This window comes from Promicromonospora noduliphila (assembly GCF_056951025.1).
On the sequence record NZ_CM167806.1, the window covers coordinates 307,007 to 329,140 of the forward strand.

The 22,134-nt window shown below is 73.1% G+C and carries 18 protein-coding genes and 1 riboswitch; of the genes, 10 read left to right on the forward strand and 8 right to left on the reverse strand.

From position 1 onward, the window contains the following. Window positions 1–152 precede the first annotated feature (152 nt). On the forward strand, window positions 153–2,414 hold the full coding sequence (locus AC0QU1_RS01280; RefSeq protein ID WP_483573853.1) for a SpoIIE family protein phosphatase: 2,262 nt from the start codon (window positions 153–155) through the stop codon (window positions 2,412–2,414). 90 nt (window positions 2,415–2,504) lie between these two features. Here the strand turns inward: AC0QU1_RS01280 and AC0QU1_RS01285 are convergent, their stop codons facing one another. Beyond that, complete coding sequence (locus tag AC0QU1_RS01285; RefSeq protein WP_483573854.1) at window positions 2,505–2,909, reverse strand: STAS domain-containing protein; 405 nt, start codon at window positions 2,907–2,909, stop codon at window positions 2,505–2,507. A gap of 251 nt (window positions 2,910–3,160) precedes the next feature. On the opposite strand from AC0QU1_RS01285, the gene AC0QU1_RS01290 reads away from it, so the two are divergent. From AC0QU1_RS01290 to AC0QU1_RS01300, 3 genes are all read left to right on the forward strand, one after another. Further along, window positions 3,161–4,453 carry an adenylosuccinate synthase gene (locus AC0QU1_RS01290; RefSeq protein WP_483573855.1) on the forward strand — a complete coding sequence of 431 codons (1,293 nt, stop codon included), beginning with the start codon at window positions 3,161–3,163 and terminating at the stop codon, window positions 4,451–4,453. A 32-nt stretch (window positions 4,454–4,485) separates the two neighbouring features. Continuing rightward, complete coding sequence (purD, locus tag AC0QU1_RS01295; protein ID WP_483573856.1) at window positions 4,486–5,775, forward strand: phosphoribosylamine--glycine ligase; 1,290 nt, start codon at window positions 4,486–4,488, stop codon at window positions 5,773–5,775. 168 nt (window positions 5,776–5,943) lie between these two features. After that, a complete protein-coding gene (locus AC0QU1_RS01300) occupies window positions 5,944–6,702 on the forward strand; it encodes an alpha/beta hydrolase family protein (RefSeq protein WP_483573857.1) in 759 nt (252 codons plus the stop codon). Window positions 6,703–6,806: 104 nt separating this feature from the next. Here the strand turns inward: AC0QU1_RS01300 and AC0QU1_RS01305 are convergent, their stop codons facing one another. Next, entirely contained in the window at window positions 6,807–7,499 is a 693-nt protein-coding gene (locus tag AC0QU1_RS01305; RefSeq protein WP_483573858.1) for a DUF8692 domain-containing protein, read from the reverse strand. Window positions 7,500–7,707: 208 nt separating this feature from the next. Between AC0QU1_RS01305 and purS the strand changes: the two genes are divergently transcribed. From purS to AC0QU1_RS01320, 3 genes are read left to right on the forward strand one after another with little or no spacing between them, the layout of a single operon-like run. Further along, window positions 7,708–7,986 carry a phosphoribosylformylglycinamidine synthase subunit PurS gene (gene purS / locus AC0QU1_RS01310; protein WP_483573859.1) on the forward strand — a complete coding sequence of 93 codons (279 nt, stop codon included), beginning with the start codon at window positions 7,708–7,710 and terminating at the stop codon, window positions 7,984–7,986. Further along, a complete protein-coding gene (gene purQ / locus AC0QU1_RS01315) occupies window positions 7,986–8,735 on the forward strand; it encodes a phosphoribosylformylglycinamidine synthase subunit PurQ (protein WP_483573860.1) in 750 nt (249 codons plus the stop codon). The genes purS and purQ overlap by 1 nt, the downstream gene beginning before the upstream one ends. Window positions 8,736–8,762: 27 nt before the next feature. After that, entirely contained in the window at window positions 8,763–10,037 is a 1,275-nt protein-coding gene (locus AC0QU1_RS01320) for a GNAT family N-acetyltransferase (protein WP_483573861.1), read from the forward strand. 90 nt (window positions 10,038–10,127) lie between these two features. On the opposite strand, the gene AC0QU1_RS01325 is transcribed toward AC0QU1_RS01320, so the two are convergent. Beyond that, the gene (locus AC0QU1_RS01325) at window positions 10,128–11,192 is read right to left on the reverse strand and encodes an MBL fold metallo-hydrolase (protein WP_483573862.1); all 1,065 of its coding nucleotides are present in this window, start codon (window positions 11,190–11,192) and stop codon (window positions 10,128–10,130) included. A gap of 97 nt (window positions 11,193–11,289) precedes the next feature. Between AC0QU1_RS01325 and AC0QU1_RS01330 the strand changes: the two genes are divergently transcribed. Continuing rightward, the gene (locus AC0QU1_RS01330; protein ID WP_483573863.1) at window positions 11,290–13,806 is read left to right on the forward strand and encodes a glycoside hydrolase family 3 protein; all 2,517 of its coding nucleotides are present in this window, start codon (window positions 11,290–11,292) and stop codon (window positions 13,804–13,806) included. A 170-nt stretch (window positions 13,807–13,976) separates the two neighbouring features. Here AC0QU1_RS01330 and AC0QU1_RS01335 read toward each other — a convergent pair whose 3' ends face one another. After that, on the reverse strand, window positions 13,977–15,242 hold the full coding sequence (locus tag AC0QU1_RS01335) for an O-succinylhomoserine sulfhydrylase (RefSeq protein ID WP_483573864.1): 1,266 nt from the start codon (window positions 15,240–15,242) through the stop codon (window positions 13,977–13,979). Next, window positions 15,239–15,742 (reverse strand): rhodanese-like domain-containing protein, encoded by a 504-nt coding sequence (locus AC0QU1_RS01340; RefSeq protein ID WP_483573865.1) that lies wholly within the window; start codon window positions 15,740–15,742, stop codon window positions 15,239–15,241. Before AC0QU1_RS01340 ends, AC0QU1_RS01335 begins: the two co-directional genes overlap by 4 nt. Before the next feature lie 256 nt (window positions 15,743–15,998). Beyond that, window positions 15,999–16,113, forward strand: a riboswitch (SAM riboswitch). A gap of 30 nt (window positions 16,114–16,143) precedes the next feature. On the opposite strand from AC0QU1_RS01340, the gene AC0QU1_RS01345 reads away from it, so the two are divergent. Next, window positions 16,144–17,580: an aminotransferase class V-fold PLP-dependent enzyme gene (locus AC0QU1_RS01345; protein ID WP_483573866.1), complete on the forward strand. Its 1,437-nt coding sequence runs from the start codon at window positions 16,144–16,146 to the stop codon at window positions 17,578–17,580. A 55-nt stretch (window positions 17,581–17,635) separates the two neighbouring features. Here the strand turns inward: AC0QU1_RS01345 and AC0QU1_RS01350 are convergent, their stop codons facing one another. Together AC0QU1_RS01350 and AC0QU1_RS01355 are read right to left on the reverse strand one after the other, a co-directional pair. Then, entirely contained in the window at window positions 17,636–18,232 is a 597-nt protein-coding gene (locus AC0QU1_RS01350; RefSeq protein ID WP_483573867.1) for a hypothetical protein, read from the reverse strand. A 103-nt stretch (window positions 18,233–18,335) separates the two neighbouring features. Beyond that, window positions 18,336–19,874 carry an amidase gene (locus AC0QU1_RS01355; RefSeq protein ID WP_483573868.1) on the reverse strand — a complete coding sequence of 513 codons (1,539 nt, stop codon included), beginning with the start codon at window positions 19,872–19,874 and terminating at the stop codon, window positions 18,336–18,338. Between the two features lie 147 nt (window positions 19,875–20,021). Here AC0QU1_RS01355 and AC0QU1_RS01360 point away from each other — a divergent pair, with 147 nt between their 5' ends. Further along, a complete protein-coding gene (locus AC0QU1_RS01360) occupies window positions 20,022–20,873 on the forward strand; it encodes a mechanosensitive ion channel family protein (RefSeq protein WP_483616361.1) in 852 nt (283 codons plus the stop codon). Window positions 20,874–21,227: 354 nt separating this feature from the next. Here the strand turns inward: AC0QU1_RS01360 and AC0QU1_RS01365 are convergent, their stop codons facing one another. Further along, window positions 21,228–22,124 (reverse strand): LLM class flavin-dependent oxidoreductase, encoded by an 897-nt coding sequence (locus AC0QU1_RS01365; RefSeq protein ID WP_483573870.1) that lies wholly within the window; start codon window positions 22,122–22,124, stop codon window positions 21,228–21,230. Window positions 22,125–22,134: the final 10 nt, after the last annotated feature.

Below are 22,134 nucleotides of genomic sequence, written 5' to 3' on the forward strand. Positions count from 1 at the left end.
CGTGGCGTCCCGGCCGTCCGCAGTACGGGGCCGGCTCGGTCCAGAACGGTACGACGAACGGAATTCCGGGCGCGACGTCGAACGGAAACGGCTTCGCCGACGGCCGGCCCGCGCGGCCCGGCGCGAGCGTTCCCCCGGGCATCCCGGCAGGCATGGCCCCGAGCGGCACCCGCCGGGCGGGCGCGGACCACCGCTCGCGCGTGCAGGCGACGGGCATCCCGCGCACCCTTCCGCCGTCGATCGGCGACGTGGTGCTGCGCGCGGCCGTCAACGTGGGTATCCCGGTCTTCCTGACCGGCCCCACCGAGGACGGCATGCCCATGCTGTGGGCCAACCAGGCGTTCGAGCACTACGCGGGCGTCCGGTTCAGTGACTTCGCCGGGCACACGGTGCGCAGGCTCGGCGAGATGCTCGTCGAGCCGCAGGACCTGGAGCGCATGACGGAGCTGGTGAACGCCGGCCAGGAGGTGCACGCGACCGTGCGGTCCCACCTGCGCGGCGGCACGCACGGCTGGGCCCAGCTCACGCTCACGCCCGCCCGCGCCGGCCACGACGACCGCATCACCCACTGGGTCGGGTTCAGCGTCGACGTCTCCGACCACATGGAGCGGCACGCCGCGCAGCTCGCGAGCCTCGAGGTCGAGCGGCAGCAGCGCGAGGACCTCGACCTCATCGCGCAGACCACCGAGATCCTGACGGACCTCGAGTACCCCTACGCCCTGCGCGACATCGCGGAGCTGCTCCAGTCGATGGTCCGCTGGGCGGGCTTCTACGTGAACGACGACGGCCTCAAGCACGCGGCGGGCGTCGACGTCGCCGCACCGCCGAGCGGCCGCGGCCGCAGGCACGCCCGGTACATCGAGGGCGACAACATCGCGGACAAGTCGCTGCGCCGCCGCCCGCAGACGGACGCCCTCGGCGACTCCGTGACGACGGGCCCCATGCCGATCCTCGAGGTCGTCGACTCGGTGCAGGACGTGCTCGACGGCGTGCTCGACGGCCCGGTCACGCTGCACCTCGACATCCCGCACGCGCCGCACTCGGCGTCGGGCTGGCTGCAGCGCGACCTGACGCTGCGCCTGGCGGACGAGCTCGGCAAGGCGCCCGACTCCGTGGTGGTGCACCCGGTGGCCGGACGGCGCGACGTGCTCGGCCTGGTCGTGATCGTCCCGGACGAGGACGAGCCGGGCGACTACGTCGAGGCCGACGAGCCCGACACGCTGCGCACCGTGGTCGAGGTGGTGGCGCGCCGCGCGGGCAGCGCCATCGACAACGCGCGCATGTACGCGCGCGAGCACCGCCTCGCCGAGACCCTGCAGCGCGCCATGCTCCCCGAGCAGGCCGACGTCGCGGGCCTCGACGTGTGGACCTACTACGCCCCGAACGCCGAGCACGCCCAGGTGGGCGGCGACTGGTACGACGTGCTGCAGATCTCGCCGGAGCTGGTGGGCATCGTGATCGGCGACGTCGTGGGGCACGACGTCGAGGCCGCCGCCACCATGGGCCAGCTCCGTTCGGTGGTGCGCTCGTACGCGTTCGAGCTGTCGACGCCGAGCCGAGTGCTCGAACGCGTGGACCAGCTCGTCGCGGGCATGGGCATCCCGCGCTCGGCGAGCATGGTGTACGCCTCCCTCAAGCGCGAGCAGGAGTCGGAGGCCTGGAGCGTCGGCTACTCGCGTGCCGGCCACCTCCCGCCGCTCCTGCTCCGCGGCGGCGAGGTCATCAAGCTGGACGACGGCGGTGGTGCGCTCGTCGGCTTCGGCTCGCGGGAACGGAGCACCGGCGAGGTCAAGCTCCAGCCCGGCGACTCGCTGCTCTTCTACACCGACGGGCTCATCGAGCGCCGCGACCGGTCGCTGCGGCTGGGCCTGGAGGCCCTGCTGGAGACCGCGTCTGCGATCACCGCGCGCGACGCCGCCGGCGTCGGCGAGGAGCTGCTGTCCCGCCTGGCGGACGCCCCGGAGGACGACGTGGCGATCGTCGTGGTCCGCATCCCCGACCCGGCGGGCGACGCCACGGAGACCGCGCTGTCGCCGCGCTGGCGGCGCTGGATGCTGCCGAGCGAGCCGTCCTCGATCGGCCGCGCCAGGCACGCGGTGCTGCGCACCTGTCAGGCCTGGGGCATCGAGGAGTCCGCGCAGGCCGAGCTGGTCGTGTCCGAGCTGGTGGCGAACGGCGTGCTGCACGGCTGGGGGCACATCGCGCTGCGCCTGTACGACACGGGCGACGGGCTGCGCATCGAGGTCGAGGACAACAACCCGGCGCCGCCGGTGGCCACCGACGGACACCCGAACCGGTTGGGCGGGTTCGGCATGCAGATCGTGGACCGGCTGGCCGAGTGGGGCTGGCGCCCGTCCGGGTCCGGGAAGCTGGTCTGGGCGAAGCTGCGCCGTCAGCCGACGCCGCCGAAGTAGCCGGCCGCCCAAGTAGCAGGTCGCACCGCCCGGACCCTGGGCGACGTGTCGGACGCACGGATCACCGGACAGGGCCGCGGTGGATAACGTTTACGCAGTCGATACGTCGCGATGGGATATCGGGGATCCCTCGTCATCGCGGGACGTCATCACCGCGAACCCCGAGTCCGGCGCGGAGGGCTCGCACGAGTGCTCGTCGTCCACCCGGAAGAGCTCCATGGCGCCGCACACCTCGAGCACGAAGAGGTCGCGCTCGTCCGCGCCGCGGATGACGGTCGCGCCGCCGCGCTTGCGGCCGGCGTCGGCCAGCGAGATGAGGAACGCGGCCCCGGTGGAGTCCATGAACGTGACCCGGCACATGTCGATGACCAGGAGCTGTCTGCGCAGGCCGACGACGCGCGCCGCGATCTCCGGGAACTGGTCTCGTTCGGCAAGGTCGAGGTCGCCGGCGATCACGAGCGTCGTCGTCGTGGGAGACGTCGCGATCTCGATCATGTGTCGAGCGTAACGACTGTTGCTCGATCGCACCGGATGAAAGGCAAAATTCACCGTCAGGCCCAGTTGCAGGGGCAATCCTGTGCGTCCCCTTTGTCCGCTCCGTACCGTTCTTCGGGGGTGGGCCGACGCCTGTGGACAAGGTCCGCGCCCCGGCGTCCACCACGAAGTAGACTCGGGCGCGGCTCGCCGGCGCTCGTGGGAGGCGCATCCGGCGGAGCAATCACAGCTATCCGAGAAGGTGGAGATCCATGCCAGGCGTCGTGCTCGTCGGGGCCCAGTGGGGCGATGAGGGCAAGGGAAAGGCGACGGACCTGCTGGGCTCCCGCGTCGACTACGTGGTGAAGTTCAACGGCGGGAACAACGCGGGGCACACGGTCGTCATCGACGACGAGAAGTACGCGCTGCACCTGCTGCCGTCGGGCATCCTGTCGCCCGGCGTGGTGCCGGTCATCGCCAACGGCGTGGTGGTCGACATCGAGGTCCTGTTCGAGGAGCTGGACGCCCTGATCGAGCGCGGCGTGGACACCTCCCGCCTGCTGGTCTCGGGCAGCGCCCACATCATCGCGCCGTACCACCGCACCATCGACAAGGTGACCGAGCGGTTCCTGGGCAAGCGCCGCATCGGCACCACGGGCCGGGGTATCGGCCCGTCGTACGCCGACAAGATCAACCGCGTCGGCATCCGCATGTGGGACCTGTTCGACGAGAAGATCCTGCGCGCCAAGATCGAGGGCGCGCTCGACCAGAAGAACCACCTGCTGGTGAAGGTCTACAACCGGCGCGCCATCACGGTGGACGAGACGCTCGACGAGCTGCTCCAGTACGCCGACCGGCTGCGGCCCATGGTCACGGACACCGCCGTCGAGCTGAACAAGGCGCTCGATGCGAACAAGAACGTGCTGTTCGAGGCCGGCCAGGCGACGATGCTCGACATCGACCACGGCACCTACCCGTTCGTCACGTCGTCCAGCGCGACGGCGGGCGGCGCGGTGACCGGGTCCGGCGTCGGGCCCACCCGGATCGACTCGGTGATCGGCGTGATCAAGGCGTACACGACGCGTGTCGGCGAGGGGCCGTTCCCCACCGAGCTGTTCGACGACAAGGGCGAGTTCCTGCGCAAGACCGGCGGCGAGTACGGCGTCACCACGGGCCGTGCGCGCCGCACCGGCTGGTACGACTCGGTGATCGCCCGCTACGCGACCCGCATCAACGGGCTCACCGACCTCGTGCTCACCAAGCTCGACGTGCTCACCGGCATGGAGAAGGTGCCGGTCTGCGTGGCGTACGACGTCGACGGCGTGCGCTACGACGAGATGCCGACCGACCAGACGGCGTTCCACCACGCCACGCCGGTCTACGAGGAGTTCGACGGCTGGTGGGAGGACATCTCCCAGGCCCGGTCCTTCGAGGACCTGCCCAAGAACGCCCAGGCCTACGTGAAGGCGCTCGAGGAGATGTCGGGCACCCGGATCTCGGCGATCGGCGTCGGCCCGAAGCGCGACGAGATCATCCCCGTCCACGACCTCATCCACAGCCGCTGAGTCCGTACCCACCAAGAGAGCCCTCCGCCACAGTGAAGATCCTCGTCATCGGGACCGGTGCCCGCGAGCACGCCATCGTCCACTCCCTGCACCGGGAGACCACGTCAGGGGCCGCGGTCCACGAGCTGCACGCGGCGCCCGGCAACCCGGGCATCGCCGCCGTGGCCACGCTGCACGAGGTCGACCCGCTCGACGGCGCCGCCGTGGCCGCGCTCGCCGGGTCGCTCGGCGCGGAGCTGGTCGTCGTCGGCCCGGAGGCACCGCTGGTGGCTGGTGTGGCCGACGCCGTCCGGGCGGCGGGCATCCCGGTGTTCGGCCCGTCCGCCGAGGCGGCCCGGCTGGAGGGTTCCAAGTCGTTCGCCAAGGAGGTCATGGCCGCGGCGGCCGTGCCGACGGCGATGGCGCACGTGTGCACCGACGCGACGGAGCTGGCCGCCGCGCTGGACGCGTTCGGCGCCCCGTACGTGGTCAAGGACGACGGCCTCGCGGCGGGCAAGGGCGTCGTCGTGACCTCCGACCGGGCCGAGGCGCTCGCGCACGGCGAGGCCTGCCTCGCGCACGTGGACGGCCGCGTGGTGGTCGAGGAGTACCTCGACGGCCCGGAGGTCTCCCTGTTCTGCGTGTGCGACGGCGCCACGGTGGTGCCCCTGGTCCCCGCGCAGGACTTCAAGCGCGTCGGCGACGACGACGCGGGCCCCAACACCGGCGGCATGGGCGCGTACACCCCGTTGGACTGGGCGCCGTCGGGGCTGGTGGACGAGGTGATGTCCCGCATCGCCCAGCCGACCGTCGACGAGATGGCCCGCCGCGGCACGCCGTTCTCCGGCGTGCTGTACGTGGGGCTCGCGCTCACCAGCCGTGGCACCCGCGTGGTGGAGTTCAACGCGCGGTTCGGCGACCCGGAGACCCAGTCCGTGCTGGCCCGGCTCGTGACGCCCCTCTCGGAGGTCATGCTCGCGGCGGCCCGCGGCGAGCTCGCCGGCCTGGAGCCGCTGCGCTGGCGCCCGGAGGCGTCCGTGACGGTAGTGGTCGCGTCGGAGGGGTACCCGGCGTCGGCCCGCTCGGGCGACCCGGTCACGGGCATCGAGGACGCCGAGGCGCTGCCCGGGGTGCACGTGCTGCACGCGGGCACCGGCCGGTCCGCCGCCGGGGAGCTGGTCAGCGCGGGCGGCCGGGTGCTGTCGGTGGTGGCGCTGGGCACCGACCTGGCGGACGCCCGGCGTCGGGCCTACGAGGGCGTGGCGAGGATCGAGCTCAAGGGTTCGCACCACCGCACCGACATCGCGCTGCGGGCGGAACGCGGCGAGGTCACGGTCCCGTAGCACGGGTCGGGCCCGAACCGAAGGTTGTGGGTCTGTCGGGTCGTCGAACTGAAGGTTGCTGGTCCAGAACGGCGGTGATCGACCTGTGCCTTGCGGTTCGGCGGCGGTAGCCGGCCGGGCCCATGATCAGGGACGCTAGGATCGCCGCCTGTCGACAGGGAGCGGGTAGTGGCTGAGCGCGTCTGGTTCGAGAGCACGTCGGGTCCGCGGCTGGCGGGCCTCGTCGACCTGCCCGAGGGCGAGGTGCGCGGCTGGGGCGTGTTCTCCCACGGGTTCACGCTGGGCAAGGACTCGCCGGCCGCCGCGCGCATCTGCAAGCAGCTCGCGAGCGAGGGCATCGGGATGCTCCGCTTCGACAACCTGGGCCTCGGCGACTCCGAAGGGGACTGGGGCGACGGCTCGTTCACGCACAAGGTCGCCGACACCGTGCGGGCCGCCCAGTTCATGGCCGACGCCGGCCGGCCGGTGCACCTCCTGGTGGGCCACTCGTTCGGCGGCGCCGCCGTCATCGCCGCCGGCGCGGACATCCCGGGGGTGCAGGCCATCGCGACGATCGGCGCGCCCGTCCAGCCGCGGCACGCTGAGCACAACTACGACGCCGTCCTCGGCAGGGTGTTCGACGAGGGGCACGCCCAGTGGATGGTGGGCGGCCGCGCGCTGACGCTGAAGCGGCACTTCGTGGAGGACGTCCGGCGGGCCGAGCTCCGGTCGAAGATCCGGGAGCTCGGGTCGCCGCTGCTGGTGATGCACTCGCCGACGGACCAGACCGTGGACATCTCGAACGCCGGGGAGATCTTCCGCGAGGCCAGGCACCCGCGCTCGTTCGTGTCGCTGGAGGGCGCCGACCACCTGCTCACCGCGCCAGGCCAGGCCAAGCGCGCGGCCCGCATCATCAGCGCGTGGGCGGACCAGTACCTGACGGCCTGAGGCCGTCGTCCGCGACCGAGGCGGGCCGGTCGCCAGCGCGACCGACGACGGCCCGTCGGCCGCACCGATGACGGCCTGCCGGCCGCGTGCCCGGCACCGGCCCGTCAGCCGCGCACCTGCCGCCGCAGCGTCTCCGGCGTCGACCGGTGCCCGCAGAACGCCAGCCCGTAGAGGAACGTGACGACGACGGCGAGCATCAGCACCTCCCCGCCGTCCTCCAGGGCGCTGAGGACCACGTGCCAGACGCCGCGGTTCGTCGTGAAACCGTGCACGGCGTCGATCCCGACGCCGCACAGCACGAGGAGCGCGAGCAGCACCGTGAGCACGCGGGACGTGGCCCGCCACTCGGGCGCGGCGAACCGGTACGCGACGGCGATGGCCGCCAGCAGCACCAGTCCGGCGAACGCGAGCCACACGATCTCGCCGACCGGCTGCCCGTAGGGGTAGGGGACGGTGATGTTCGCGGAGACCACCTTGGCCATGCGCTCGTGCAGCATGAAGTAGTCGTCGGCGAGGAGCACGGCGAAGACCGCCGCCCAGCTCGCGAGCACCGCCTGCCGGTGCACGACGGCGAGGTAGAGCGCCAGCGCCGTCGCCCACGCCGCGAACACGTACCCGACCACCTCTGGAACGCTGCGCTCCATCGCGAACCGGAAGCCGGTCCACTCGGGGATCCCGAGGAACGAGTGCGTGAGGAAGATCAGGTTCAGGCCGAGGGCCACCATGACCAGCATGCCGAAGAGGCCCGCGACGGGGCGGTGGTCCAGTCCGAGGGCTGCGGCGGCTCGCGTGTGCACTGAGGTCTCCTTCGACGTGCGGTGAGGCGGATGCGCCTACGCTGCCGTCGCCGGATGAGGCCGGGAGGAGAAGGTGATGAGAGTCCTCTCATCCACGACGCCGGGGGAGCGCGGCGCGGGTCACTCCCTCTGGACGGCGGGGCACCCCGGGGCGCCAGTAGACTTTCCCCGGAGATTCGCTCGCCATCCCCCTCAGCAAGGAGCCTTCGTGGGACGCGTCGTCGTCGAGGTCATGCCCAAGCCCGAGATCCTGGACCCCCAGGGCAAGGCCGTGGTCGGGGCGCTGCCGCGCCTCGGTTTCACCCAGTTCTCCGGCGTGCGGCAGGGCAAGCGGTTCGAGCTCGAGGTGGACGGCGAGGTGACGCCCGAGATCCTCGCCGCCGCTCGGGAGGCCGCGACCACCCTGCTGTCCAACCCGGTGATCGAGGACGTCGTCTCGGTGACCGACGCCTCCGCCGAGGCGGCCGACGCCCCGGTGAGCGCGTGATGTCGGCGACCGAGCCGACGTCCGGCACCGTGGCGGCGCGAGCGATCGACGGCGCCCGGATCGGCGTCATCACGTTCCCCGGCACGCTCGACGACCGGGACGCGGCGCGGGCCGTGCGCCTGGCCGGCGCAGAGGCCGTGTCGCTGTGGCACGCGGACGAGTCGCTCCAGGACGTCGACGCCGTGGTGCTGCCCGGTGGGTTCTCCTACGGCGACTACCTGCGTGCCGGGGCGATCAGCCGGTTCGCGCCCGCGATGGGAGCGGTCGTGGACGCCGCCAAGGGCGGCATGCCGGTGCTCGGCATCTGCAACGGCTTCCAGGTGCTCACCGAGGCGCACCTGCTGCCCGGCTCGATGGTCAAGAACGACCACCTGCACTTCGTGTGCCGCGAGCAGTCGCTGATCGTCGAGAACGCGCGCACCGCCTGGACCAACGAGTTCCGGCGCGGGCAGCGGATCACGGTCCCGCTCAAGAACCAGGACGGCCAGTTCGTCGCCGACGAGCGCACGCTCGACGAGCTCGAGGGCGAGGGCCGCGTCGTCTTCCGCTACGACGGCTGGAACCCGAACGGGTCGCGCCGCGACATCGCGGGCATCACCAACGACCGCGGTAACGTGGTGGGGCTCATGCCGCACCCGGAGCACGCGGTCGAGCCGGGCTTCGGGCCGGCGTCGGCCGAGGGCCCGCGCGCCGGGACCGACGGGCTGACGTTCTTCACGTCGGTGCTGTCGTCGCTGGTCCACGCGTGACCGGCGGTTCGGCCGAGGCAGGCGCGCATGTCCGCTGAGGTCCTGGCGGGGACCAGCATCGAGACGGTGGCCTGGGACCACGCCGACGCCGTCCGCCTGCGCGAGGAGCAGCAGCGCGAGATCGACCTGCGGTACGCGGAGCCGGGTGAGCACGGGGCGACCGGCGTCCCGGAGTCGGACCCGCGCGACCGTGTGGACCCCTCGAACGTGTTCGCGACGCTCCTGCTCCGGGTCGACGGCGAGGCCGCCGGGCACGCGGCGATGCGCGACCTGTCGGGACGCGACGACCACCAGGGCGGCCTGCACCCCGGGGGCACCGCCGAGGTCAAGCGGGTGTACGTGGCGCCGGCCTTCCGCGGCCGTGGGCTGTCCCGCACGCTGATGAGCGCGGCAGAGGACGTCGCGCGCGCCGCCGGCGTGCGGCACCTGATCCTGGAGAGCGGGGTCATGCAGCCCGAGTCGCTCGGGCTGTACCTGCGCATGGGGTACGACCCGGTCGAGCCGTTCGGTGTGTTCTCGGACGAGCCGGGGTCGCGGTGCTTCGGCAAGTGGTTGGTTCCGGCGCCGGGCGGTCGGGGTGGTGTGGACGACGGCGTTGTGGTCGGCGGTGCCTCGACTGATGGCGTTGCGACTGATGGTGTCGGGACCGACGGCGGAGTGGCCGACGGCGCCGCGACAGGCGGCGGCACGACCGGCGAGGCCGCTGCCGCTGGTGCACACCGGCCCGCCCCGTCGTCGGCTCCGGAGATCCGTGAGGTGCCGTGGGACGACGCCGACGCGGCGGCGCTGCGGCGCCGGATGAGTGCGTTCCTGGGCGAGCTCTACCCCGGCCTGGCGCAGGACGTCGAGGCGCGCGGCGGGCACGACGTCGTCGACGCCGAGCACGGGCGTATCGCGCGGGTGACCTTCCTGGCGACGCTCGACAGCCGGCCGGTGGGCTGCGCGACGCTCGCTGCGGCGCGAGTGGGCCCGGCGCACCTCACCGCGGACCCGCTGGGCGGCTTCGCCGCGCTCGCCCCGGTCGGTGCGGACCTCAGCGCCGACGACCCCGGCGGCTACGAGGTCCGGAGCGTGTTCGTCGACCCGTCCGTCCGGCGGGCGGGCGTCGCGACGGCGCTGGTCCGGCAGGTCGAGGACGCCGCCCGCCGCCGCGGCGGACGCGCCCTGTATCTCGCGACCGGCGTGCGGCAGCCCGAGGCGCTGCGGCTCTACGTGAAGCTGGGCTACCGTCCGGTGCTGCCGTTCCCGCCGCACGACGACCCGCAGGACGACATGCTCCTGGTGCTGGGCAAGGCCCTCTGAACGGTCGGCTCGGAGGGCAAGGCCCTCTGAACGGTTGGCTCGGCCCAGGCCGCGAGGCCGGCGCTGGCGGGTTGATAGGCCCCGGCGGGCTCAGCGTCCGCGCAGGTACTCGAGCTGGGCGCGCACCGACGAGCGGGCCGCGACGAGCACCGAGGGGTCGACGTCGGTGTAGACCGCGCCGGTCACCGCGTTCAGCAGAGCGTCCGGGAGCGGCACCGCGGCGGCGGGCAGCTCCCCGAGGCGTGCCAGCGCCGAGCGCACCTGGTCCAGCCGGTCCAGGCGGTGCTCGCGGTAGGCGCGCACGGCCGCGCCCAGGTCGGGGATCACCGGCCCGTGTCCGGGCAGGCCGAGCACGGGGTGCGACGTCGGACCTTCGACGCCGGTGCCGCCGTCCCCCGTGGTGCCGTCGGCCGCCGTCGACGCCGTAGCCAGCGCGGCCAGACGTGACTCGATGCGGTCCAGCGACGCCAGGTAGTCGCGGAGCGAGCCGTCCGGTTCGGCCAACACAGTGGTCCCGCTGCCCAGCACCGTGTCCCCGGTGAGCACCACCGTGTCCGACGTCGTCCCGGTCGCCTCTCCCAACGGCTCGCCTCCGGACGGCCCGCCTCCGGAGACGTCCGCCGACACCACGAAGCACACCGAGTCGGCGGTGTGCCCCGGCGTGGCCAGCACCTCGATGCGCAGGCCGGCGACGGCGAGGACCTCGCCGTCGGCCAACGGGCCGCTACCGGCGGCGCTACCGCCGCGACTGGCCGCGCCACCACCCGCCCCGCCGTCAGCCCCGCCACCACCCGCCCCGCCGTCAGCCCCGCCACCACCGGCCTCACCGCCGACGCCGCTTGCCTGAGCGCCGCCGCCGCCATCACCCGCAGCGCAGAACTCCGGCAGCACACCGCGCGACGGCGCCCCGGTCAGCTCCCGGAACCGCGCCAGACCGCCGGTGTGGTCGGCGTGCCGGTGGGTCACGAGCACCAGGTCCACCGGGCCGGCACCGGCCAGCGCGGTCAGGTGCGGCTCCAGCTCGGGGCCGGGATCCACCACCACGCAGCCCGGTGAGCCGGGCGCGCGCAGCACGTACGACCGGGTGCCGTCGAGCGTCATCGGGCCGGGGTTGTCGGCGCGCAGCATCCTCGCAAAGGGGGCAATGAGGTCCACCGACTCACCCTATCCAGCGGTCAACAGGGCTTGTGCGCAGGCGGACTCCGGTGTGTGATCGGTAAATCACCTCCCAATGACGAGAGGAATCCCCAGGATGTCCGCCAGCTCCGGCCCGGCTCAGCACCCCCGTGCCCGCAGAGTCCCCGCCCTCCTCGCCGTCGCGGCGCTCGCCACGACTCCCCTGCTCGTCTCCGCCCCCGCGGCCGCCTCGGCCGAGATCGTCGTCAGCGCGGACCCCGTCGTCTTCGTGGACGACGGCGGCACCGCGACCGTCACCCTCACGCTCGAGGCGTCCGACGGCGCCCCGCTCGCCGAGCCGGTCAGCGTCGACTGGGGCACGGGCTCCGGCACGGCCACGGCCGACGCGGACTACGCGGCCCGGTCCGGCACCGTCGAGTTCCCGGCGGGCACGCCGTCCGGCACCGTGCGCTCCATAGCGGTCACCACCCTGGAGTCGAGGGCAGGCGAGACGGCGGAGACGGTCCCGGTGATCCTGGAGTCACGGGACGCCGAGGTCTCCGGCGAGTCCGCCGTCGTCGTGCGGGCGCACGACCTGCCTTATCTCAACCCGCGCCTGTCCACGCGCAAGCGCGTGGCGGACCTGCTGAACCGCATGACCCTCGAGGAGAAGGTCGGGCAGATGACCCAGGCGGAGCGCGGGAGCGTCGCGGGCGACCCGGCGGTCATCACCGAGCTGGGCCTCGGCTCCGTGCTCAGCGGCGGCGGCTCCACGCCCGCCGAGAACACGCCGGAGGGCTGGGCAGACGCTATCGACGGCTTCCAGACGCAGGCCCTCGCGACCCGGCTGCAGATCCCGCTGATCTACGGCGTGGACTCGGTGCACGGGCACGGCAACCTGGACGGGGCCACGATCCTGCCGCACAACATCGGGCTCGGCGCCACGCGCGACCCGCTGCTCGTGGCGCGGGCCGAGCGCATGGTCGCGGCGGAGACGCGCGCCACCGGCATCCCGTGGACGTTCGCCCCCTGCCTGTGCGTGGTGCGCGACGACCGCTGGGGCCGCACCTACGAGTCCTTCGGCGAGCACCCGGCGCTCGCGAGCGTGCTCGGCGCGGCCGCCGTCGTCGGGTTCCAGGGACATCGCCTGGACAGCAGCAAGTCGGTCCTCGCCACGGCCAAGCACTTCGTGGCCGACGGCGACACCGCCTACGGCACCGGCGAGGGCGACTACACGGTGGACCAGGGCATCACGCAGCAGAGCCGGGAGCACGTCGAGGCGGTGGACCTGCCGCCGTACGAGGCGGCGCTCGCGGTCGGCGTCGGCTCGGTCATGCCGAGCTTCTCCAGCATCGACTGGACCGACGACGGCCTCGGCAACCCCGTGAAGATGCACGCGAACGAGGAGCTGCTCAGCGGGTGGCTCAAGGAGGACCACGGGTTCGACGGCTTCGTGATCAGCGACTGGCAGGGCATCCACCAGATCCCGCCGCTGGCCGCCGACTCCCCGACCACCGAGCAGATCGTCACCAGCGTCAACGCGGGCGTCGACATGTTCATGGAGCCGTCGCAGTTCGAGCGGTTCCACACACGGCTGGTCGCCGCGGCGCAGGCGGGCGCGGTCACCGAGGAGCGCATCGACGACGCCGTGTCCCGGATCCTCACCGCGAAGTTCGAGCTCGGGCTGTTCGAGGAGCCGTTCGCGGACCGGTCGAACGCCGACGAGATCGGCTCGGCCGAGCACCGGTCGATCGCCCGCAAGGCCGTGGCGGAGTCGCAGGTGCTGCTCAAGAACGCGCACCGCGCGCTGCCCCTGGACGCCGACGAGAGCGTGTACGTGGCCGGCCGCAACGCCGACGACCTGGGCAACCAGGCCGGTGGCTGGACCGGCACGTGGCAGGGCTTCTCCGGCGACGTCACCGAGGGCACCACGATCCTGGAAGGCATTCGGGCCGCGGCGGACGACGTCACGTTCAGCGAGGACGCCTCCGCGCCGACCGACGGGGCCGACGTCGGCGTCGTCGTGGTGGGCGAGACCCCGTACGCGGAGGGGTTCGGCGACGTCGGCGGGCCCGAATGGGCCTGGGACCCGGCCGACGGCGGGGTGTTCCGCGAGGAGAAGTCGATGTCGCTGCAGCCCGGCGACGTCGAGGTCGTGGAGAAGGTCTGCGCCGAGATCGAGACCTGCGTGGTCCTCGTGGTGTCGGGGCGGCCGCAGGTGCTCACCGAGCAGCTCGGGTCGATCGACGCGCTGGTCGCGTCGTGGCTGCCGGGCACGGAGGGCGCCGGCGTCGCCGACGTGCTGTTCGGCGAGCGGCGGTTCACGGGCAGGCTGCCGGTCTCCTGGCCGCGGTCCGCGGACGACCCGGTCGTGAACGTCGGCGACGCGGACTACGACCCGCTGTTCCCGTTCGGCTGGGGCCTGTCGACAGGCGGCCGGCACTCGGCCTTCGACCGGCAGCGGTTCGAGCTGCAGGACGCGGTGCTCGACCCGGCGCGCGGGGTCCCGGCGTCGTCGTCGCAAGCGATCGCGAAAGCGGACGTCGCGCTGCTGGAGGGGCGCGGAGGCCTGGCGCAACGGATCCTGAGCTCGGCGGACTCGGCGGACTCGGCGGACTCGGCGGACTCGGCGGACTCGGCTGACGGGTCCTGACGGAGCTTGTCGAGAGCCCGTGCTGAGGGCAACCGGCTGGTCCTCGACCTCCGTCGAACCCGTCGGGAGAAACGTCCTCGCGGGGGTGTGTTGCTTGGCGTCGACATCGTCTACGCAGAGCAACACACCCCCGCGAGGGAAGTTGATCCCAGGCCTACTTCGTGGAGGGCCTACTTCGTGGACGCGAGGGCCTGTTCCACGTCCTCGACGAGGTCCCGCGCGTCCTCCAGACCGACCGAGAGCCGGACCGTCGTCTCCGCGATGCCGACGGCGGCCCGGCCCGCGGCGCCGAGCTTGCGGTGCGTCGTCGTCGCGGGGTGCGTGATCAGGGACTTCGCGTCTCCGAGGTTGTTCGAGATATCGATCACCCGGAGCGCGTCGAGGAACGCGAACGTGCGCTTCTTCGCGGTCTCGGCGTCGGTGTCCTCGGGAACCGCCAGGTCGAAGGTCACCACGGTCCCGCCGCCGCTCATCTGCGCCCGCGCCAGGTCGGCCTGCGGGTGGGAGTCGAGGAACGGGTACCGCACGGCGCCCACGCCGGGCAGCTCCTCCAGGGCGTGCGCCACGGTGAGCGCGCCGGCGCCCTGCGCCGCCACGCGCACAGGCAGCGTCTCCAGCCCCTTGAGCAGGGTCCACGCGTTGAACGGCGACAGCGACGGCCCGGTGTTGCGGATGAGCGTCTGCACGGGCCCGGTCACGTACTCGGTCGAGCCGAGGATCGCGCCGCCCAGCACCCGCCCCTGCCCGTCGATGTGCTTGGTCGCCGAGTAGACGACGACGTCCGCGCCCAGCTCCAGCGGCCGCTGCAGCAGCGGGGTCGCGAACACGTTGTCGAGCACCACGGTCGCCCCTGCGGCATGCGCCAGGCCGACGACGGCGCGCACGTCCACGATGTCCTGCATCGGGTTGGACGGCGTCTCGAAGAACACGACGTCCGCCGGCGTCGCCAGGGCCTCCTCCCACTGGGACAGCACGTGCCCGTCCACGTAGTCGGTGCGCACGCCCCACTTGGCGAGGATCTCCTCGAAGATCACGACGGTCGACCCGAACAGGGCCCGAGCCGCCACGATCCGCGACCCCGACTTCACCAGCGCGGCCAGCGCGGTGAACACCGCCGACATCCCGGTAGCAGTCGCGTAGCAGGCCTCCGCGCCCTCCAGCAGGCGCAGCCGCTCCTCGAAGGTGTGCACCGTCGGGTTGCCGTAGCGCGAGTAGACGAACCGGTCGAGGTCGCCCTTGAACGCGGCCTCGGCGTCGGCCGCCGAGTCGTAGACGTAGCCCTGGGTGAGGAACAGCGCCTCGCTCGTCTCCTGGAACTCGGTGCGCTGGTGCCCGCCGCGCACGGCGAGCGTCGCCGGCCGGACGCCGTCCGGGAGCGGCTTGCGGCCGGACCCGCCCGGGTTGGCGTCGGGCGGGAAGGCCCCGGTGACGGTCACCGGCCGGTCTCCGATGCGGGCGTCTCCGACGCGGGCGTCTCCGCCACCGCTGCCGCCCCGTCCGGCGACCACGGCAGGCCCGCGACCTTCCAGCCCTGCTGGTCGCGGACGCCGTCGGCCCCCGGAGCACCCTCGAAACCCTCCAGCACGTTGTACGACGGCGTGATGCCCGACGCCGTGGCGAGCCGGGCCGCGCCGATCGAGCGCTGGCCGGACCGGCAGAGGAACACGACGGGGCCGCCCGTGACGCCGGCCGCCTTGAGCTCCGCGAGGAACTCGGTGTTGGGGCGGCCGCCCGCGTGCACCCACTCGCTGAACACGGGCCGCTTGTCGAGCGACGCCGTGTCGGGGACGCCGATCGTGCGCCACTCGCCCTCTGTGCGGACGTCCACCAGGGTGGCCTCCGGGTCGGCGGCGAGCAGGTCCCATGCCTGCTGGGGCGTGATGTCGCCGGCGTAACCGTCGGCGGGGTGGGCGTCGGGGTGCGCGGGATCGCTCATGGTGGTCCTCCATCGGTCGTGGCGGTAGCACCCTCGTCCGCCCTCGCCGCGGGGCGGGGCGCTGGGTTGCTGCGGCGTCGTCGTGCCACGTCACTCGGCCGCTCGGGATGGTCGCCTGCCAGCCTACGACACGTGTCCGGTGGGTGGAACAGCGTCTCGACATACGAACGGGCTCGGTCGAGGCATGACCGGATCGTGGGACCAGCATCTGAGACGCCCGTTGACGCGCGTTGGCCAGCACCACAGGATGACTCCAGGTCATGAGCGCCAGCGCCAAGCCCCGGCTCGCTGGCCGGCAACCCTCCCTCCGCGGTGGGGTGCCCCGGGTGACGACCTGGCCGCACGCAGACCGCGTGCGGCAAGCGCGGGGGACCTCCCCCAGGACTGTGCTGGAGGACGCCATGTCTGCACCCACTCTCACCCGTGACTCGGCTCTCCCGGACGCACCGGTCACCGACGTCGCCCCGCTGCGCCCCGTCGTCGGTGGTGCGACGGCCGTCCCGCTCGTCGACGGCACGCAGGTCTCGTACGCGAACCTGGACGTCGCGGCGTCCGCCCCCGCGCTGCAGGCGGTGGCCGACCGCGTGGCCGAGGTGCTCCCCCTGTACGCGAGCGTGCACCGCGGCGCGGGATACCTCTCCCAGGTGAGCACGGCGCTCTACGAGACGGCTCGCCGCACCATCGGCACGTTCGTCGGTGCGCGCGAGGACGACCTGACGATCATCACGCGCAACACCACCGACTCCCTCAACCTCCTCGCCGGCTGCATCCCGGCGCAGGCCGACGGGGCACCCGGCCGCGTGCTGGTGCTCGACGTCGAGCACCACGCCAACCTGCTGCCCTGGCAGCGGGACACCGAAGCGACCGTGCTGACCGGCGGCCGCACCGTGGCCGAGACCCTCGCCCAGATCCGCGAGGAGCTGGTCGACGCCGCCGCTGCCGGCCGGCCGTTCGCCCTCCTCGCCCTCACCGGCGCCTCCAACGTGACGGGCGAGTCGCTGCCCGTCGAGGACATCGTCGCCGTCGCCCACGAGCTGGGGGCGCGCGTGGCGCTCGACGGCGCCCAGCTCGTGCCGCACCGCCGCATCTCCCTGGAGTCCACCGGCGTCGACTACCTCGCCTTCTCCGGGCACAAGACCTACGCCCCGTTCGGCGCGGGCGTCCTGGTGGGCCGCCGCGACTGGCTCGACGCGGGCACGCCGTACCTCGCGGGCGGCGGCGCCGTCCGGCGCGTGCGGGTCGCCGGCACCGACTGGCACGAGGGCCCTGCCCGTCACGAGGCCGGCTCGCCCAACGTGATCGGCGCCGTGGCGCTCGCGGCGGCGTGCGAGGAGCTGGCCGCGCTCGACCCGGCCGACGTCGTGGCCCACGAGAGCGCGCTGCGCCGCCGGCTCGTCGCGGGGCTGGAGGCGATCGACCGCGTCGAGGTCGTGCGGGTCTGGGCCGACGCCGTCGACCCCGTCGGCGTCGTCACCTTCACCGTGGCGGGCTACGACCCCGGCCTCGTCGCCGCCTACCTGTCCGCCGAGCACGGCATCGGCGTGCGGGACGGCCGGTTCTGCGCGCACCCGCTGCTCGGCCGCCTCGGGTTCGATGCGGGGGCGGTGCGCGCGTCGGTCGGCGTCGGCACCGCGGGCGAGGAGGTCGAGCGCCTGATCGCGGCGGTCGGCCGCCTCGTGGCGGAGGGTCCGAGCGCCGGGTACGACGTCGTCGACGGGCTCTGGGTGGTGACCGACGACCCGCGCCCCGTCCCGGAGGGTTCCGGCCTCGCGGGCCTCCTGGCGACGGCCGCCCTCGGCTTCGACGAGGACTTCGGCTGCCTTCCCGACGAGTCGTAGCACTGGCCGGGCGTACCGGTCACCTGAGCGACCCGTACGCCTGACCGGTGTGCCGTCACAGAGCGAGCGCCACGCAGAGGCCGCCCATGGTCACGTCGAGCCCGATGCACCACAGCGCCAGCGAGCGGTTGACCACGATGTCGCGCCGGTAGTGCACCAGGTCCCAGCCGGCGTGCGCGGCCAGGGTGAGTCCCGCGAGGGCGAGCCCCAGACGCGGCTCCAGGTACAGCGCGACGGCCGCCACCCCGAAGTAGCCGACCATGGCGGCGGTCTGCGGCCACGTGGCGCGACGCCGCAGCGCCAGGCCTATCCCGGCCAGAACCACGCCCACCAGCGCGAACGTGATCCAGCGCGGCGAGCCGGTCAGCTCGGACACGACGGGGATCGCCGACGCCGGGACCACGGCCAGCCAGCCCGCCCAGCGAACCCCGGTCACCGCCGCGGCCAGGTAGCACAGCGCTGCGACGCCGACGGCGGTGGTCGGGTCCTCGGCGGCGGCGTCCTGCCAGGCGCCGCCGGCAAGCGCCGTCCCGCTGACCAGCAGGCCGAAGCCCGTGACCGCCCCGAGCACTATCCACGCGGCGTTCGTGGGCCAGGTCCCGGTCCAGCGGCTCGGCCGTGCGGGGGCGGCCGTCTCGAATGTCTCGGTCATCGTTCCAGTCCTCTCGTACCGCGTCGGTATACCCCCAAGGGGTATGCAACCACCGGCGCTGGAACGAGCGGAACCCCTTTCGGGCAGAACCGAAGGTGGGTTTTCAGAGGGGGAACGCCCGCGGGCGAGGCAGCGCCGCCTCGAGCTGCGCGGCCAGCGCCAGCAGCGTCAGCTCACCGCCCGGCCGGCCGATGAGCTGTACCCCCATCGGCAGCCCGGCGGGCGCCTCGGGGGTAGGCGCGGTCCAGTGGATGGGCACGGTGATCGCGGGCAGCCCTGCGACGTTGAGCATCGACGTGAACGGCGTGTACTGACACTGCTGCTCGAAGTTCCGCTCCGGGTCCTCCGCGTCGTACCACCCGATGGGCCGCGGCGTGAGCGCGAGGGCTGGCGTCATGACGGCGTCGTACGCGCTGACCTGCGCGACCAAGGACCGCTCGAAGTCGGTGAGCGTGCGCACGGCCTCGGCCAGCCGGCGCGCCGGCACCTCGCGGCCCGACCGGATCAGCCACTGGGTCAGGGGCTCCAGCTTGGCGAGCGTCTCGGGGTCGTCGATCGGCACGGCCGACGCGCCGCCCATCCACAGGGCCCGGAACGCCGGTGCGTACTCGGGCGCCTTGGCCAGCGACATCTCGTCGATCTCGTGGCCGAGCCCGGCCAGCGCCCGCGCACCGGCGTCGAGCCCGGCCCGCGCCTCCGGCGAGACGGTGATGTCGTAGAACCCGTCCCACGCCGACGAGGTGGTCACGCCGATCCGCGCGACGCCGTCCGCCGTCCTCGCCCCGAAGTCGGGGACGCCGTCCGCCGTCCCCGACTCCGGGGCGGGCAGAGCGGCGCGCTGCGCCGCCGCGAGGTACGCCCCCGCCGCGTACGACGGCGCGCGGAGCGTGTACGGGTGCGCGACGCCGCCCCCGGCGCGCCTCGGCAGCATCGCCTCGAGCAGGAGGGCCGCATCGGCGACCGTGCGCGCGATCGGCCCGTTCACCACCAGCCCGCCCAGCGAGTCGACGCCGCTGCCTGCGGGCAGCAGCCCGCGCGTCGGCTTGAGTCCCACGACGCCGCAGGCGGCGGCGGGGATGCGGATCGAGCCGCCGCCGTCGGACCCGGGGGCGAACGGCAGCATGCCTGCCGCGACTGCGGCGGCCGCCCCGCCGCTGGACCCGCCCGCGCCGCGCGTCAGGTCCCACGGCGTCCGCGCGGGCGGGGCGCCCACGGGCTCGGTGTAGGCGGGGAAGCCGAGCTCTGGCGCCGTGGTCTTGCCGAGGCTGACGATGCCGGCGGCATCGAGCACCCGGACGATCTCGTCGCTCTCCTCGGCCGGCGGCATCCCCGCGAAGGCCCGCGAGCCGAACCCCGTCGGCACCCCCGCGCGGTTCCACAGGTCCTTGTCCCCGGTGGGCACGCCCCACAGGCTGGCCGACGGCGGCGGCGTGCCGTCGTCCGGGACGTCACCGCGCGCCTGCTGGAGCGCCGCGGCCCGCTTGCGGGCGAGCTCCGGTGTGACGGTGGCGAAGGCGCCCACCGCCGGGTTCAGCCGTTCCACGCGGGCGAGAAAGTACTCCGTGACCTCGGCGGGGGTGAGCTCTCCGGCGGCGAGAAGGTCGCGGAGCTCGATGGCGGTCAGCTCGTGCAGGGCATCCATCCGCCCAGGCTAGACGCTCCCGTGAAAGACCCAGCGCGCGCAGAATGCGCTTCTCCGGCCTATGTTCGTGAGATGCCAGCGCTTTTCACGGTGCGTCAACGTGGCGTGTCCGAGGCGTCGAGAAAGGTCTCGTAGGGGGAGAGAACCATGTCATTCACCAATGCAGGTCTCGTCGTTCCGAACCAGGTCGACTGGCTCGAGCCGCTCACGAGCGCGCTGAGCTCGGTCGCGACCTTCATCCCGCAGCTCCTCGTGTTCCTGGTCATCTTCCTGATCGGGTACTTCATCGCCAAGGCGATCGCGCGGTTCGTGGGAATGATCCTGACGCGGGTCGGCTTCAACCGGGTGCTCGAGCGGGCGGGGGCCAACCGGCTCCTCGCCGGGTCCGGGATCGAGCCGATCACGCTGCTCACCAAGATCATCTACTACTTCATCCTGCTCATCACGCTCCAGCTCGCGCTGAGCGCGTTCGGGCCCACCAACCCCGTGAGCGCCATCGTCAACGACATCGTGGCCTGGCTCCCGAGCCTGGTCGTCGCGATAGTCATCGTGGTGATCGCCGGCGCCATAGCGAATGCGGTGAAGGACCTGATTCTCAACACCATGGGCGGCGTTTCCTACGGCTCGCTCGTGGCGAAGATCGTCTCGTTCTTCATCATCGCGCTGGGTGTCATTGCCGCCGTGAACCAGATCGGCATCGGAACCACCGTGACAATGCCGGTGCTCGTGGCATTCCTGGCCACCGTCGCCGGAATTCTGATCGTCGGCGTGGGCGGTGCACTGATCGGCCCCATGCGGTTGCGCGTCGAGGGTTTCCTGGACAATCTCTCGGGCGGCGGCGCCGCTGCCGCGCCCGTTCCGGAGCCCGAGGTGCCCGGCGCGGCGCCCTACACCGACGCCGGAGCGGCGCCCCGCACCGACCTGGGTGCGGCGCCTGGTGACCCCGGTGCTGCGCCCCGTACGACCGGTTCGTTCGCCCCGCCGCCGCGCGACATCTGATCGCCGTCCCGCCCTACAGACGCCGAACCGCAAGCTAGAGGTCGCCACGGGCGCCGAACCGCAAGTTCCACGTCGTCACCGGCGCCGAACCGCAAGTCACACGTCGATCTGGCCGCCGATGGACCATCTTCTTTCGGTTCGGCGCCGGTGGGGACGTTCAGCTTGCGGTTCGGCGCGGGTGGCGACGTGGAGCTTGCGGTTCGACGCCGGTGGGGCATGGAACCTGCGGTTCGGCGCCCGTGGCGACGTTCAGCTTGCGGATCGACGCCGATGGGCGACGTGGAACTTGCTGTTCGAGACCGGGGGCGACGTGGAACTTGCGGTTCGGCGTGCGGATGAGGGCCTCGCCGCCCGTCAGGCCTCGTCCAGCAGCTCCTTCGCCTCGCCCACCACCGCGGCGAGACGTTCGAGGTCCGGGTCGTCCTCCGTCGGCTGGATCGCCACGGTGTCCGCGCCGGCCGCGCCGAACCGGCGCACGCCGTCGGCCACCGCCTGGGCCTCGCCCCATATCGCGTAGGTCGCGAGCCGCTCGTCGTCGGCCACGTCCTGGCCCCAGGCGGTGAGCTCTGTTCGCAGCCGGGCGGCGGCATCGGGCCCGGTGCCGCCCGACACGAACTGGATCACCGGGAAGGCGTCGGCGGCGTCGGCACCCGCGGCCGCCCTGCCCTCGGCGATCCGCTCCAGCGCGTCGGGCAGTCCGGGCAGGCCCACGGACCCCTCCAGCACCACGCCGTCGCCCACCTCGCCAGCGAGGGTCAGCGACCTGGGCCCCGTCGCGGCGACCGGTACCCGCACGGGCCGGGCGGGCGGCCAGTCCAGGGCCACGTCGTCGAGCGACACGTACCGGCCCGACGTCGTGACGCGCTCACCGGCGAGCAGCGCGCGCAGCGCCGTCGAGTACTCCCGCATCAGCGTGAGGGGCGAGGCCGCCTTGGCCCCCACCTGCGCCATCCACGACTGCACGCCGTGCCCGATCCCGGGGATGAGCCGGCCAGGGAACATCCCGTCGACCGTCGCGACCTCCATCGCGGTGAGGGCCACGTTGCGCAGCGGCGTCGGCATCACGCCGATCCCCACGCGGACGCGTTCGGTGGCGGCGAGGATCGCGCTCGCGGCCGAGATCCCGCCCGTCTGGAAGCAGTCCTCCCAGAGCCAGATCTCCTCGATGCCGGCGGCCTCGGCCGCGCGGGCGAGCGGGATGACACGGGACGGCGGGGTCGATGGGCGGATGATGTACGCCAGTGTCGTCATGGCCACACGC

Coding starts and splice junctions, on each gene's coding strand:
- AC0QU1_RS01280 (WP_483573853.1), top strand. CDS start 153: ATGGCCCCGAGCGGCACCCGCCGGGCGGGCGCGGACCACCGCTCGCGC.
- AC0QU1_RS01285 (WP_483573854.1), bottom strand. CDS start 2,909: ATGATCGAGATCGCGACGTCTCCCACGACGACGACGCTCGTGATCGCC.
- AC0QU1_RS01290 (WP_483573855.1), top strand. CDS start 3,161: ATGCCAGGCGTCGTGCTCGTCGGGGCCCAGTGGGGCGATGAGGGCAAG.
- purQ (WP_483573860.1), top strand. CDS start 7,986: ATGTCGGCGACCGAGCCGACGTCCGGCACCGTGGCGGCGCGAGCGATC.
- AC0QU1_RS01320 (WP_483573861.1), top strand. CDS start 8,763: ATGTCCGCTGAGGTCCTGGCGGGGACCAGCATCGAGACGGTGGCCTGG.
- AC0QU1_RS01330 (WP_483573863.1), top strand. CDS start 11,290: ATGTCCGCCAGCTCCGGCCCGGCTCAGCACCCCCGTGCCCGCAGAGTC.
- AC0QU1_RS01340 (WP_483573865.1), bottom strand. CDS start 15,742: ATGAGCGATCCCGCGCACCCCGACGCCCACCCCGCCGACGGTTACGCC.
- AC0QU1_RS01345 (WP_483573866.1), top strand. CDS start 16,144: ATGTCTGCACCCACTCTCACCCGTGACTCGGCTCTCCCGGACGCACCG.
- AC0QU1_RS01350 (WP_483573867.1), bottom strand. CDS start 18,232: ATGACCGAGACATTCGAGACGGCCGCCCCCGCACGGCCGAGCCGCTGG.
- AC0QU1_RS01355 (WP_483573868.1), bottom strand. CDS start 19,874: ATGGATGCCCTGCACGAGCTGACCGCCATCGAGCTCCGCGACCTTCTC.
- AC0QU1_RS01360 (WP_483616361.1), top strand. CDS start 20,022: ATGTCATTCACCAATGCAGGTCTCGTCGTTCCGAACCAGGTCGACTGG.
- AC0QU1_RS01365 (WP_483573870.1), bottom strand. CDS start 22,124: ATGACGACACTGGCGTACATCATCCGCCCATCGACCCCGCCGTCCCGT.